The 14478-nt window shown below is 38.8% G+C and carries 13 protein-coding genes; 3 read left to right on the forward strand and 10 right to left on the reverse strand.

Annotation, left to right across the window (positions count from 1 at the left end; all coding sequences use genetic code 11):
* The first annotated feature begins 210 nt into the window (after nucleotides 1-210).
* The 3 genes from ACJAZP_RS05595 to lolE are packed head-to-tail and all read left to right on the forward strand — an operon-like array spanning nucleotide 211 to nucleotide 3354.
* On the forward strand, nucleotides 211-1437 hold the full coding sequence (locus ACJAZP_RS05595; protein WP_415229750.1) for a lipoprotein-releasing ABC transporter permease subunit: 1227 nt from the start codon (nucleotides 211-213) through the stop codon (nucleotides 1435-1437).
* Nucleotides 1430-2113: a lipoprotein-releasing ABC transporter ATP-binding protein LolD gene (lolD, locus tag ACJAZP_RS05600; RefSeq protein ID WP_415229751.1), complete on the forward strand. Its 684-nt coding sequence runs from the start codon at nucleotides 1430-1432 to the stop codon at nucleotides 2111-2113. Before ACJAZP_RS05595 ends, lolD begins: the two co-directional genes overlap by 8 nt.
* Complete coding sequence (gene lolE, locus ACJAZP_RS05605) at nucleotides 2113-3354, forward strand: lipoprotein-releasing ABC transporter permease subunit LolE (protein WP_415229752.1); 1242 nt, start codon at nucleotides 2113-2115, stop codon at nucleotides 3352-3354. The genes lolD and lolE overlap by 1 nt, the downstream gene beginning before the upstream one ends.
* Nucleotides 3355-3383: 29 nt before the next feature.
* Here lolE and ACJAZP_RS05610 read toward each other — a convergent pair whose 3' ends face one another.
* The 10 genes from ACJAZP_RS05610 to ACJAZP_RS05655 form a co-directional block, all read right to left on the reverse strand.
* On the reverse strand, nucleotides 3384-3995 hold the full coding sequence (locus ACJAZP_RS05610) for a GDSL-type esterase/lipase family protein (RefSeq protein WP_415229753.1): 612 nt from the start codon (nucleotides 3993-3995) through the stop codon (nucleotides 3384-3386).
* A 70-nt stretch (nucleotides 3996-4065) separates the two neighbouring features.
* Nucleotides 4066-4725 carry a Bax inhibitor-1/YccA family protein gene (locus ACJAZP_RS05615; protein ID WP_415229754.1) on the reverse strand — a complete coding sequence of 220 codons (660 nt, stop codon included), beginning with the start codon at nucleotides 4723-4725 and terminating at the stop codon, nucleotides 4066-4068.
* Between the two features lie 306 nt (nucleotides 4726-5031).
* Nucleotides 5032-5784, reverse strand: a complete 753-nt coding sequence (gene tpiA, locus ACJAZP_RS05620) for a triose-phosphate isomerase (protein WP_415229755.1) — start codon at nucleotides 5782-5784, stop codon at nucleotides 5032-5034.
* Nucleotides 5785-5946: 162 nt separating this feature from the next.
* Nucleotides 5947-6876, reverse strand: a complete 930-nt coding sequence (ttcA, locus tag ACJAZP_RS05625) for a tRNA 2-thiocytidine(32) synthetase TtcA (protein ID WP_415229756.1) — start codon at nucleotides 6874-6876, stop codon at nucleotides 5947-5949.
* 97 nt (nucleotides 6877-6973) lie between these two features.
* On the reverse strand, nucleotides 6974-8854 hold the full coding sequence (locus tag ACJAZP_RS05630) for an EAL domain-containing protein (protein ID WP_415229757.1): 1881 nt from the start codon (nucleotides 8852-8854) through the stop codon (nucleotides 6974-6976).
* A 134-nt stretch (nucleotides 8855-8988) separates the two neighbouring features.
* Nucleotides 8989-9768 carry an ATP-binding cassette domain-containing protein gene (locus ACJAZP_RS05635; protein ID WP_415229758.1) on the reverse strand — a complete coding sequence of 260 codons (780 nt, stop codon included), beginning with the start codon at nucleotides 9766-9768 and terminating at the stop codon, nucleotides 8989-8991.
* The gene (locus ACJAZP_RS05640; protein ID WP_415229759.1) at nucleotides 9765-10775 is read right to left on the reverse strand and encodes an oligopeptide/dipeptide ABC transporter ATP-binding protein; all 1011 of its coding nucleotides are present in this window, start codon (nucleotides 10773-10775) and stop codon (nucleotides 9765-9767) included. Before ACJAZP_RS05640 ends, ACJAZP_RS05635 begins: the two co-directional genes overlap by 4 nt.
* The gene (locus ACJAZP_RS05645) at nucleotides 10775-11665 is read right to left on the reverse strand and encodes an ABC transporter permease subunit (RefSeq protein ID WP_415229760.1); all 891 of its coding nucleotides are present in this window, start codon (nucleotides 11663-11665) and stop codon (nucleotides 10775-10777) included. Before ACJAZP_RS05645 ends, ACJAZP_RS05640 begins: the two co-directional genes overlap by 1 nt.
* Complete coding sequence (locus ACJAZP_RS05650) at nucleotides 11652-12620, reverse strand: ABC transporter permease subunit (RefSeq protein ID WP_415229761.1); 969 nt, start codon at nucleotides 12618-12620, stop codon at nucleotides 11652-11654. The genes ACJAZP_RS05645 and ACJAZP_RS05650 overlap by 14 nt, the downstream gene beginning before the upstream one ends.
* A gap of 2 nt (nucleotides 12621-12622) precedes the next feature.
* Nucleotides 12623-14233, reverse strand: coding sequence for an ABC transporter substrate-binding protein (locus ACJAZP_RS05655; protein ID WP_415229762.1), 1611 nt, complete (start codon nucleotides 14231-14233; stop codon nucleotides 12623-12625).
* Between the last annotated feature and the right edge of the window lie 245 nt (nucleotides 14234-14478).

Below are 14478 nucleotides of genomic sequence, written 5' to 3' on the forward strand. Positions count from 1 at the left end.
GCAATGAACTTTGAACTTTCTGTTGCGTATTTAGCAACAAATAGGCCATCGCTTTGATTTAAATACTTTTGGGTATCTTGATCTTTGCGAATCCATTAGAATGTCGATTAATAATTTTTAATCAAAGAGTTATTTGCCATTTTCTGATTTTTTCAGCATTTAATTTCCATTGTTAATGGCAAAATGACAGCTTAAATAATAAAGGTATTTATGTTTTATCCCCTTTGTGTATTTATCGGCTTACGCTATACAAAATCAAAGCGTAATAATAAATTTATCTCATTTGTTTCTTTGTTTTCAACGGGCGGCATTACCCTAGGTGTGCTGGCACTGATCACTGTTTTATCGGTGATGAACGGTTTTGAAAATGAACTTAAAGTCAGAATATTAGGTGCAATTCCGCATGTGATCATCAGCAATGAAGAACAGGTTATAGATGATTGGCAAAGCCGACTTCCGGCATTACAGAAGATGCCGTTGGTCAAGGCCGTCGAGCCTGTAGTTCGCACTGAAGCTATTATCCAGAGCAGTAAAAGCCTTCAGGGGGTCCAACTTGACGGTATTATACCCGAGTTATATGCAAGTGATGTGGTTAAAAATCATATTATTATGGGGCACATAAGTGATTTAAAAGCGGGACAATACAATGTTATTATTGGTCAAAGCTTAGCACAGCAACTGGATGTCACTAAGGGTGATAAAATTCGCATTATCTCTTCCAGAGGCAGTCGTTTCACGCCTTTAGGACGGATTCCCAGTCAGCGAAATTTTACCGTGGCAGGGTTGTTTGAAGTTGGATCCGATGTTGATCAACAACTTGTTTTATTACATGCGCAAGATGCTGCACGGTTAATCCGCATAGGCCAAAAGCAAGTGACCGGCTTACGGCTTTATTTTAATGATGCTTTTGATGTACAGAACTGGGTGCCGCCTGTTTTACAAGAGGGACAAACGCTGCATGATTGGCGGCAAACCCATGGTGAATTATTTGCTGCTGTAAAAATGGAAAAAAACATGATCTGGTTATTGTTATGCCTGATTATTGCCGTTGCTGCATTTAATATACTCTCTTCTTCGGTGATGGTGGTCAATGATAAAAATGCGGAAGTGGCCATTTTGAAGACCCTGGGCATTAAAGGCTCCACCCTTAATTTTATTTTTATTATTCAAGGTGCCTGGAGTGGAATTGTTGGTGCGCTTGTTGGTACCGCATTGGGAATGTTGGTGAGCGCATACATCAATGAAATATTATCATTCCTGGGGCTTAACCTGCTCTCTAATGCATCCGGAGGCACTCGATTATTACCGGTTTTGTATGAACCAGTACAGATATTTGCAATCATATTTGGTGCTATGTTATTAAGTTTAATGGCGACCTTGTACCCCGCTTATCAAGCCGGGAAAGTCAGCCCTGTAGAGGCATTAAGATATGAATGATGAACTTTTAGTGTGCCGTAATTTAAGTAAAGTGTATGTTGACGGCAAATTATCAACCACGGTATTACATAACGTTGATTTATCCGTTAAAGCGGGGGAATTATTAGCCATTGTGGGCAGCTCCGGATCAGGCAAAAGTACCCTATTACATTTGTTAGGCGCGCTGGATATACCAACTCAAGGCGAGGTATTTTATCAGGGTAAGAATATTCATCAATTAAGCGCAAATGAACAGGCGCAATGGCGTAACCAATGTTTGGGTTTTGTCTATCAGTTCCATCATCTCCTGTCTGAATTTAGTGCCCTTGAAAATGTTGCTATGCCTTTATTAATTGCGGGTAAAAGTATTAAAGTGGCAACCCAAAAAGCGCAGGCTATTTTAAAACGTGTTGGTTTGGAGCATCGGGTTTCACACCGGCCCTCTGAACTTTCGGGCGGAGAAAGACAGCGAGTTGCGATTGCCCGTGCTTTAATCAATGAACCTAAATTGGTTTTGGCCGATGAGCCTACCGGTAATTTAGATGCAAAGAGTGCCGAGAGTATTTACCAGTTGATTGTCAGCCTTAATGAAGAGTCAGGTACCGCTTTTGTGGTGGTGACTCACGATCAACAGTTAGCTAATAAATTAATGCGCCAGGAACATATGAACAGTGGTGTCTTACAGGAAAAAGTATAATGTTTCGCCCTTTGTTAATCTTCGTCGGCTTACGCTACAGCCAAGCTAAACATAAAAATAAATTTGTTTCGTTTATTTCCATGGCATCCATATTAGGCATAGCGCTGGGGGTGACGGCATTAATTGTCGGCCTATCGGCAATGAATGGTTTTGAAAAAGCATTACGTGATGAGATGTTAGCTATTATTCCTCATGCTGAGTTAGAAACGGTCAATGGCAGCTTTAAAAACCTGGACAGGTCATTAACGCAGGTCAGGCAGCATCCCGATGTTATTGCTGCAAGCCCGTATATTATGTTAAACGGTCTGTTACAAAAAGATGACAAAATAAAAGCGTTACAAATTAGAGCAATAGCCCCGGAAAGTGAAAGGGAAGTCACTTCTGTCGAAAGTTATATAAAAGGCGGTGGCTGGGCGTTATTAAAAAGCGGGCAGCGTTCAATCATATTAGGTAAAAGTGTCGCGTTAAAACTTGCCTTGAAGGTTGGTGATTCGTTGACCTTATTATTACCGCAGGACTCGGGGCCGCAATTAAAATCGCCCCGTCAAATTAACCTCACGTTGGTGGGTTTATTTGCAATGGGAGGGCAGTTGGATAACTCCCTTGGTTTTATGCATATAGACGATGCCAAACAAATATTGGGATTCGACAGCGCTAACGGTATTGCCTTCAAAGTGGCTGATGTATTAGATGCACAAAAAATCGCCCGGGATGTGGGGTACAGCCTAAATGATTATCTCTATATAAAAAGCTGGATCACCAGCCAGGGTTATTTATATCAAGATATTCAGATGGTTAAATCTTTAATGTACGTCATTTTATTACTGGTTATCGCGGTTGCCTGTTTTAATATAGTCTCTACTCTGGTCATGGCAGTTAATGAAAAAAGAGGCGATATTGCAATTTTAAAAACCATGGGCGCCTCAAAATGGATGTTACGTGGCATATTTATCGTGCAAGGGGCATTCAATGGTCTGGTTGGTTGTCTTTTAGGCGCGGTTATCGGCATTTATGTTGCTTCTAATTTAACGGCTATCGTTAAATCCATAGAAACTGTCATAGGCCATAAATTTTTATCGGGTGATATCTATTTTATTGATTTTTTACCCTCATCTTTAAATTATGAACAGGTCACCGTTGTAGTTATCGCCGCTTTTCTGATGAGTGTTTTATCTACCCTATACCCCGCCTGGCGAGCAAGTAATATTCAACCGGCATTGGAACTGGGCTTTGCTCATTAGATTGCCTGTTAAGGTTATAAACCGAATGATTACAAATTGAGCGCGCCATGTTTTTCTAATAAATTGGCGATAGCTTGAGCGATTTGTTGGTAACCTAAGCCGTTAGGATGGATAAGGTCACTGTGGTATTTAGGCTGCTGTAATGTATCTGTGATTATGTCATTTTCAATCACTACCCGCATATCATCGGCAACTTGCTGATATTGCGCAAAGGGGGATAAAATCAGTCCCGGGCGGGGAACCGCAATAAGAACAACTTGAATCTTTCTTTCTCTTGCTAACCCTATCATCTCCTTCAGGTTTTCTGCCATTAATGTTAAATCACGCTTTTGGATCATATCATTTGCACCATGGCACAAAAGTAATAATTGGGGTTTATGTAATGCTAAAAGAGCGTCTAATCTTGCCAAGCCGTCACGGCTTAATTCGCCATTTATCCCTGCATTAATAATACTGATATTGATTAATTCACTTAACTGAGCAGGATAACTTTGTGTTGTTGATGCACCATAGCCAAAAGTAAGGCTATCACCAAAAGCTAATATGGGTTGTTCTTGACTAAGGGGGGTTAACATAATGGTTGGCTCTGAACAGGAAAGAAGAAAAGCTAAAACGGGAAAATAAAAAATAGATCGTTGCATTGTATCTCCCTAAAATTAGAATATAAAAAAACGCACTATAAGTGCGTTTTTTGTTTAAGATTAAACTCTATTAGTCATCTAAAATGTTTAATAAAATCAGTAAGTGAACAAACATATTAAATAAGTTTAAGTATAACGATACGGTCGCATTGATGTAATTAGTTTCCCCGCCGTTAATAATACGGCTTGTATCAAACAGGATCATGCCGGACATGATTAAGACAACCACACTGCTAATAACAACCTGCATCAAAGGTATTTGTAAGAAAATATTTGCAACCATGGCGATAATAACCGCAATCATACCCGCCATTAAAAAGCCGCCCATAAATGAAAAGTCTTTGCGTGATGTTAATACATAAGCTGACAGAGCAAAGAAAATAATAGCGGTTGAACCTAACGCTTGCATTATAAGTGCCGCGCCATCTTCCATTGCTAAATAATGGTTGAGCATATTACCCAGTGATGCTCCCATCACGCCGGTAAAGATGAAGACCCAAAAGATCCCTTTACTGGAATTTGCATTTTTAGAGACAACAAACAATGAGCCAAAACCCACAAGCATAAGCACTAAAGATGCGGTCGGACCGATTTGCATCATAGTCGCTAAAGTGGCTGTTAAAGCAGAAAACGTCAGCGTCATGGCCAATAGCATATAGGTGTTTCTAAGTACTTTATTAATTTCAATACCCTGGCTCTTTGAGCGAGTATCAGTAATGGGTGAATTCATTTTTCTCTCCAAGTTGTTCATAAGAATCATATTTGATAATAGCACGGCATTGATTAAATGCGCTAGTTTTTCTAATACATAGCCAAATACTTGCAGATGCACAGTTTCTTCTTAATGAAAAACAGCCGCTATCATTTATATTATCTATAAAGGTCGGTGATAAAAGATCGATGAGAAAAAACGAGATTGTAGAGTTATGATTTTAATGAAGTGATAATTTCTGTTGCACGGGGAAGCATGAGTGGAAATTAAAAAGGCGCTTAATAGCGCCTTTTATTGGTATTTAATATGAAATTAAATGAAAGGTTATTTAGCGCCTTCGATAATACCAACAAATTCTTCAATTATTAGTGCAGCACCACCAACTAAACCACCATCGATGTCAGGCTGTGAAAATAATTCTTTTGCACTTGAAGCCTTAACACTACCGCCGTAAAGGATTTGTACTTTTGCAGCAACAACTTTGCTTTGTTCTGCTAACCAAGTACGGATGTGTGCATGAACTTCTTGAGCTTGATCTGAAGAGGCAACTTTACCTGTACCGATAGCCCAAACTGGTTCGTATGCGATGACTGAGTTTTCTAATGCTTCAATACCAGCAACATCGATAACCGCTTTAAGCTGTGTTTCTACAACATTAAATGTTTTATCTGTTTCACGTTCTTCTAACGTTTCACCGATACATAATACAGGGACTAAAGCATTTGCCTGGATTGCAACAAATTTAGCGGCAACAACTGCATCAGTTTCATTGTGATACTGACGACGTTCGCTGTGACCGACTAAGCTGTATTTTGCACCGAACTCTTTAACCATGACAGGTGAAGTCTCACCCGTAAAAGCACCTGAAACATGGGTGCTTATATCTTGAGCACCAAATTCGATGCTGTTATTTGCAACTAGGTTTGCTACTTGTTCGATGAAAATAGTAGGGGGACAAACTGCAACTTCAACATTTTTTGCAGCATCTGCTGCAGCTTCAATGCCTTTGACTAAAGTAGACACAGATTCTTTTGTACCGTTTAATTTCCAGTTAGCCATTACTAGTGGTGTTCTCATGCTTTTCTCCATTATTGCTATTAAATTAAAATTCGAATTCAATTATAAGTGACTCTTAGGTTAAGCCTACCTTTTTTTTAGAAAATGATCAGATCATGCTTTCTAAGAGACAATTCCATGATCTATAACAAAGCCCATAGATTGAAAGTTTATCTTTCAAATCTAAATTAATTGTTTTATTTTTACTGCTTGATGCTGTTGATAATATTGTGTTTCGGTTGCGGTGGTTTCTTGGTGGTGATGATTTAACGTTTCTTTATCAAAAGCAATATCACCACCATCAATGACGCCGGAGCTTTTATCTATCTCTTTAAAATTAAAAAGTGCGGTATCAGAAAGATGCGAAGGCACAACATTTTGCATGGCGGTAAACATAGTCTCTAACCTGCCCGGAAATTGCACATCCCATTCGTTTAACATATTCTTGGTTATTTGACGCTGTAAATTAGGCTGTGAACCGCACAAATTACAGGGAATAATAGGGTACTCTTTTAGTTTTGCGTACTCTTCAATCTGTTTTTCTTTGCAGTAGGCTAATGGACGAATAACCACGTGTTCACCATTATCTGAAACCAGTTTTGCCGGCATAGATTTTAATTTACCGCCAAAAAACATATTTAACATCAGCGTTGCCAGCATATCATCTCTATGATGCCCAAGCGCAATTTTAGTCGCCCCTAACTCTTTAGCCGTCCGGTACAAAATACCGCGTCTTAAACGTGAACATAAACTGCAGGTTGTTTTACCTTCGGGAATGATATCCTGCACAATACTGTAGGTGTTTTCCTCGACTATTTTATAATCAACGCCTAATTTTTGTAAATATTCCGGCAGGATATGTTCGGGGAAACCTGGCTGTTTTTGATCTAAGTTGACAGCAATAATATCAAAATTAATGGGGGCAGCGGCGCGTAATTCAAGCAGAATATCAAGCATGGTAAAACTATCTTTCCCACCGGACAAACAAACCATTACTCGATCACCGTCTTCGATCATATTGTAATCTGAGATCGCCTGACCAGTGGATTTGCGTAAAGACTTGTTCAATTTTTTTAGTGAGAACTGTTGTTTTTTAGAAAGTACGTCTGACATTAATAAACCTTGGAAAAGAGAGCTGATGATTTCGAGCATTGTACAAAATTAATTTTTAAGATGCAAAGCCCGACTTAATCGCATCGGGACATTAAGCTTATTTATTATGTTCGAGTTCACTTGGTTGGGTGATTTTAAGTTCACGCGGACGCGCGATTAAGTAACCTTGAATGCCATCTATCTGCATAGATTCCAGCATCTCTCTTTGTGCTAAATGTTCCACGCCTTCGGCGGTAACATAACAATCCATGCGGTGTGCAATATCTATAATCATCCTTACAAACTGCTGATCCGCGCTGTCATGTTCAATATTATTTATTAAACTTGCATCAATTTTAACAAAATCAGGTTTAAGGGTACGAAATAGACTGAATGAACCCACTCCTTTACCAAAGTTACTAATTGCAGATCTTGCGCCCACACGTCTGAGCATATCAAAAACCCGTTTACTGGAAACAATATTACAATCAAGTAACTCTTCCTGCATTTCGAAAATCAGCGTTCCAGCTATCAACGATTCACGTCTTAATAATCTTTCCAGCCATACGATAAAGCTACTATTTTGGATAGCGGTACTGCTAACATTAATTCCCCAACGACTGCTGGGGTCGGTTTTGTTACGGCATTGGTTTATTATTTTCTCTATAATCAATTGCTCAAGTTTAATCGTCATATCAACACGTTGAGCCATTGCAAAAACAGTATCAGCCGGTATCACTCGACCTTCATCGGAGACGAATCGGGTGAAAATTTCTTCGTAGCCTTTCATCTTAGGACGCAGTGCCAAAATCGGTTGGTGTAATAATGTGATACCTTTTTTAGCGATGATGTTTTCTATCACCTGACGCCACTGTTGCTGTCCGGATTGGTTGCCATTATCATTACTCTGCTGAAATACCCAGCTATTAACACCTTCTGTTTGTGCTTTTGCCAAGGCTAAATCAGTGCGTGCTAAGACTTGTTCAGGTAGCTGTCCCGAGATGAATGATGAGATACCGTTGTAGGCAATACTGTCGAGATTATGGCGATCTTGATATTGGTCAAATCGTATTTTCAAGTCCTGTGCAACACGTTGAGCTTCACTGACGTTCATTCCCGGTGCGATCAGCGCAAAATCGGATCCGCTGATTCGGTAAACCGAGATGTTTTCATGCTGAGAGGTGACTTTCAGGATCATTTCAGTTAGGTTCTCAAGGTATAAATCACCTTGCAGGAAGCCCTGCTGAGCGTTTATTGCCAGTAATTCACTTGCTCGAATAATAGATAAGATGGCATGTTTTTGCCCGCTTTCTGCGTTTAAAATTTCGCTTAAGGTTTTGCGGAAAGCATTTCTGTTATTGACGCCAGTGAGGTTGTCGGTATTTGCCTGCTGGGTTAATTTTTTGATCTTGTCTTGCTGTTCATTTAAGCGGTCTTGCAATGATTTTTTTTGCTCACTTAATAATGCGGAAACTTTAGTATAAGGACCCGGCGGTGCCTCGGACTCTGATATTTCGTCAATGAAGCTTGTTTCAATCTTTTTTAACACGCGCCAGAAATTAAAAATTATAAATGTCGCCGCAATGATTAATCCGCTATAGATGGCAAATAGAATATTTTGTATCAGCCCGAACAGCATATTATTTTTAGACTTATACTCAATTAACTGCTTACTATTTTCGGAGGTCACAAAAGTTGTAGGGATGGAAAATAACAAGTGGCTAATCTTAACGGCTTGTTTGTTTTCATAAACCAGAGGAAGCAGCAATTGATGATTAGTCACCTTAATATAAGAAAATTGATTTTCTTCAACTAACCGGCTTAATCCGGTGTCGTTCAGGATAAGGGGGGTTTCATCTAAACTGAGTTGTTGAATAAGCAGTTCTTGTTGCTGAGAAAGAAGCGGATAGAAGACAACTCTTATAACTAAAGTGATTGCCACTGCTGATAAAAATATAAATAAATAACTTACCCACATGGTTTTTTTATAATTGTTCATGCAAATTGACTCCGTAATTTTATGAACGATAATATATTCTTCTGGTTAAAACTGCCGGACAGCCCTATCGCTTATTATATATTAAAACTTATTGATTTTAATATATAAAAGTTAAATAAATCTAATGTTAAATATTATTTCCTATAGTCTGGTTGCTGACTTTTAAGCAAATTTTTAGTGATCATCTGTTGCGGCGAATTGAATATATTATCCGCCGTATTGTTTTCAACGATGATACCCTTTTGCATAACAATAACTTGATCGCTGATGTGACGTACCAAATTCATATGATGGGAAATAAATATAAAACTGACCCCTTTTTTCTTTTGTATATCTAATAAAATATTCACTATTTTGAAACCGAGAGAGATATCTAAGGTTGATAAAATTGAATCTGCAATAACGATATCAGGATTTAAGACCATCGCCCGTGCTATGGCGACTTGATGTTGCTGAACCGCCGACAACATATTTGGATAGAATTGCAGATAATCAGGTAATAACCCAACCAACTCCAATGTTGCAATGACCTGTTGTTCTCTTTGTGATGCCGTTAAATCAGTGTTTAAGTCGAGCGGGGCGGATAATATTTTGCCGATAGTCGCTTTAGGGTTTAGGGAAACAGTCGGATCCTGAAATATCATACGAACCGATTTACACCTATCCTGGCGTGACATGCTCGCAACAGCATGACCATTAATATATATATTACCGGAAGTGCTTGGAATAACGCCTGCAATCATTTGTACCAAGGTGCTTTTCCCTGAGCCATTTTCACCAATAATGGTCAAAATTTGTCCCTGCTCAAGGGTGAAATTTATTGGCCCGATGGCGTTACGAAAGCCCGAGGATAAAAAAAACTTACTACCTTTATATTGTTTATATAAATTATCGATACGAAGAAGTGCTGTCATACTATTTTGTCATCTAAGGTTGGGTAATGGCAACGGATCATATGGCCCTTATAATTTAAAGTGTCAGGTTTTTTTACGCAGGTTCTTTGCGCTCGCGGACAGCGTGGTCCTAAACGACAACCTATGGGTAACAGGTTGGATGACGGAATGTTGCCCGGTAATGTATATAATTGGCTTTTATGAATAAGATCCTGGTTAAAATTCAACGTGGTTTTTATCATCGCTTCCGTGTAAGGATGCATTGGGCTTTCATTAATTTGTTTATAACTACCGGATTCAACGGCCTGACCACAGTAAATCAGAGTAATAAAATCGGACAAATTACAGATAGCGCCAAAGTTATTACTTAGTAACAGAATGGTTGTATTGTGCAAGCGGTTTAATTTATATAATAAGCGCAGTATTTGCGCCTGAGTAACGGCTTCCATGGCATTGGTTGGTTCATCTGCAATAATAAGTCTTGGATTATTAGCAATGGCCATTGCGATCATTATTTTCTGGCAAATACCTTCCGATAGTTGGTGAGGGTAACTTTGTAATACAGCCCGATCATTCTGAATGCCCACTTTGTGAAATAATTCTTTTATTTGCCGCGTTGACGTTTTTTTTCTATTGTGTTTTATTTTATCTAATAGTCGGTTTTTTAAAGAGGTCTTGGGTAAAACTTCATTTATTTGCAGGAATATTTTTTTACTCGGATCTAAATAAGATCGCGGGTGTTGAAATATCATGGCGATTTCTTTGCCCATTATCTTACGTCGCTCAGAGGGAGATAGCTTAGTTAAATCCTTTGAATCTAAGAACATTCTATCGACCGTTACCGTCCAATTAGAGTTATGTAATCCTAAGATGGCGCTGGCAATTAAACTTTTACCTGAGCCTGACTCTCCAAATAAACCGTGAATTGAGCCATCAACAATATGTAATGATACTTTATCAACCACCCGCGTAGTGCCCTGCGCCGTGGTGATATCAATACTTAAGTTGCGGATATCTAATAGAGCCATCAATCTTCCCCTTGTATAATTGCATGACGTAAACCTTCCGTAAATATATTAACTACCATGATGATAATAAAGATCACCAGACCTGGCAGTATGATAAGCCATGGGGATAAATAAGATAAAACGATGCTGTCAGCTATTAGCTTGCCTAATTCAATATCAGGTGATTGAGTGCCAAACCCCAAGAAACCAAGCGTTGCTATTTCTAATATGGCCATAGTGAAAATTCTATTTACCAGGGTCACTATCGGTTCGAGAATGTTCGGGTAGATACCAAAGCGTAGAAGACGCATATTGGTTGCTCCGTCAAGTTGCAGGGCAACGACATATTGCTTGTTCAATTGACTGTCGATGGTGTTGTAGATACCACGTATAAACTGCGGAAGGAGTGAAAGAGAGACGGCTATTAATGCGTTTTGATAACTTGGGTCGAATAATACAATTAAAATAAGTGCAATAAGTAAGGTCGGAATAGTTAAAAGAGCATCGAGAAGATGATGTAAAACACTGGCTTTAACACCTCTTGTTAAAGCCGCAGTCGATCCAATAAGAGTACCAAAGAATGTGATAACACAAGTTATCAGTAATGCGCCACCGAAGGTGAATTGAAAACCTTTAATTAAACGCGCTAAGGTATCTCTGCCTAAATCATCGGTACCAAACAGATGTTCAGTCGTCCCGCCTGCAATCCAATAGGGAGGTGATAACAAGCGTTCTGGATCCTGTAAAAAGGGGGAATAAAGTACCAGAATATCAGCAAATAAGGAGATCAGAATAAGCGCAATCCCAACCCACATGGCAAACACCGCAAAGTTATTTTTGAGGAAAATAGACCAAATATAGTGCCATGGAGATTGTATTTTTTGCTCGTTAAATTCGTTATTTATCAGCATATAACATTTTCCGTGTCGTGGGGGAAATAACCATCTGTAAAATATCGATGGCTATGCTCGATAATAAAATGAATCCTGAAATAATGATAACAGCGGCAGAGAGTGCCAAATAATCGCCGCCTCTGATACTGGTTAATAACCACACCCCCGAGCCTTGCGCAGCAAATACAATTTCGACCGTCATAGCAAGCGATATAATCGTATTTAACTGCAGCCTTAATTGCGGGATAATGGGCGGCAATGCATTTTGCAGCACATGCCGGAAAATAATCTCTATGACCGTCAGCCCTTTAGCATTTGCAGCTTTTATATAATTGCTTTTCATGACCTGAGTGATTGAATGCCGGGTGAGCCGGATTATTTCACTGGTGAGGAAAAAAGATAAAACCACCGAGGGTAATATCAGATGCGTTAAACGGTCCACAAAGGCTGATAGGTTATACAGGTCTGAGGCTAATAAACTGTCTATCAGCTGAAAACCGGTGACCATTGGAATTTCATAGATAGGACTGATATTGCCATCGATTGGCAGGCCTAAATCGACGGTTATAGGCAACATAATCAGCATGATCGCGAGCCAAAATGCGGGCAGCGCCAGACCAATAAGTGCAATTGACATAATGGCATAATCGATGATCCCATTACGATAAATTCCGGCAAGAACCCCAAGGGGGATACCAATAATAACGGAAGCGAGCAAAGCCACTAAACAGAGTTCCAGTGTTGAAGAAAATGCAATCAGTCCATTGAGCAGGTGAGATTTGTTATTAATTAATGAAACACCCCATTGACCTTGTAAAATATTACCCATGTAATCTAGATAAAGCATAAATAGATTAATATGCTGAACGGGCGGATCCTGACTTGACCAAAGTGAAATTGTAAATGCAATGATAGAAAGGATAAGCGCTGTCATTAATAATAAATTTAAGCGGCGGAATAAATAGTTAAGCATAGTTAATGAGCTTCTGTTTTTTTGACATTTTGGAAGTTTATACCGGTGAACGGATCAACCAAAAAGCCAGATATGTTGGTATTAAATGCATCCATACGAAGTACATGTGCAATTGGAAAATAAATACGTTCCTCCTGAATAATTTTTTGCAGTTTATAATAATTTTTTATTCGAGTGGTGAAGTTTGATTCTAATAGAGTTAAATTCAGCAAAGACTGCACCTCTTTACTGCACCATTGACTGGAGTTGCCTTCTAATACGCTTGAATCACAACTTAATAAGGGTCTGAATATACTATCCGGATCATTTATTTTTCCATTGACCGCAGTCACATAGGTATCATATTCACCATTGAGCAAACGTTTTTCAAGTTCGCTTTGAGTCAAAAGGATTATGTCACTTTTTACGCCTATTTTTAATAGGTTTGCCTGAATTAATTCCGCTATTTTATAGAAACTATGGTTAAAAAGTGAATTTTTGACGGGTGTAAGAATACTGATGGTACTATTAAAATCATAACCAATTTCCTGCAGGGTGCTTAATGCCTCTAGTGGTTTGTATTGAATGTCAGTTGACCTGCGATTGTACGCCCAGGATTGATGGCTTAATAGCGTGCTTGTTGCGGTCGCACTTTCATAAAAGACTGCCTCTAAAAGGTTTTTTTGATCGACGGCTTTAGAGAATGCCTGACGAATTTTTTTTTCTGTAAAAGGCATTTTATTACTGTTGAATGCCCATAGCAGGATATTGGCGGTAGGTTCGCTGCTGAGCAATATATTAGATTTTTCACTCATCTGTTTTAACTGGCTGGGTGCCGGATTGGCAATAATATCGCATTCACCCGTCAGTAGTTTTGCATAACGTTTGGTATTATTTTCCGTCACGTCAAAGATAAGATTGTTTACCGATACCTTATCTCCCCAAAACTTAGGATGGTTGATGTAATGGGTGATCCCGGCATCATTGCTGCTTTTAAATTTATAGGGACCTGTTCCAACAGGATAAAAATCAATTTTTTCAGGCGTGCCGGCAGCCATCAATCGCTGGGAATACTGTTTAGAAAGAATCACTGAATAATGAGCCGCCAGATTGTCAAGCAAGGTGATATCCGGTTTTTTTAAAATAAACTTAATTGTGTAATCATCAATTTTGACAATATCTGTTATTAAATTCGTAAAGGGGTGGTTAAAAAAATAATAATTCATCCCGTGATTAACGGAATGGAAAGGATGCTTGGGATCGAGCATTCTTTTTAGACTAAAGATCACATCATCAGCGTTGAAATAACGGGTCGGAGTAAAATAATCGGTTTGATGAAAGTTAACCTTGTTGCGCAGGAAAAAAGTATAACTTAGTTTATCTTCACTTAACAACCAGCCTGTCGCAAGATCAGGAATATAGCGATGAGTGGTTGGATCTCTTTTAACCAAGCGGCTATACAACTGATGAGTTGTTGCATCTAAGCTTGAAATATCGTGACTGATTTGCGGATTAAAAGAGAGAGCATTACTTTCCGGACAGTATATTAAACTATCCTTTAGTGAGGATTCGCTCTGATAACATCCACTTAAAATAAGTGCCGTAGTAAAAATAACAATAAAATGCTTGGTCAAATCTATTATCCTATTTGATATATAAATATAGCCAACTCCCTGAAGGTGATAAACAATGCTCTTCGTTGTTAGCAGACTTGGACTTTGAATAACGACATAATCAGCCTTGTGCCTAGAATATTATCATTTATCGTCTTGCTGATGCCTGCATCTTCAAGTAATTTGGGCATAAATCCTTCGCCATTTTTGATTAGAGCAATATTACTATTTATTGTTAACAAAATTGACCAATAAATTGAAGCTGG

The organism is Psychromonas sp., from assembly GCF_047632955.1.
Taxonomy (GTDB): Bacteria; Pseudomonadota; Gammaproteobacteria; order Enterobacterales; family Psychromonadaceae; genus Psychromonas.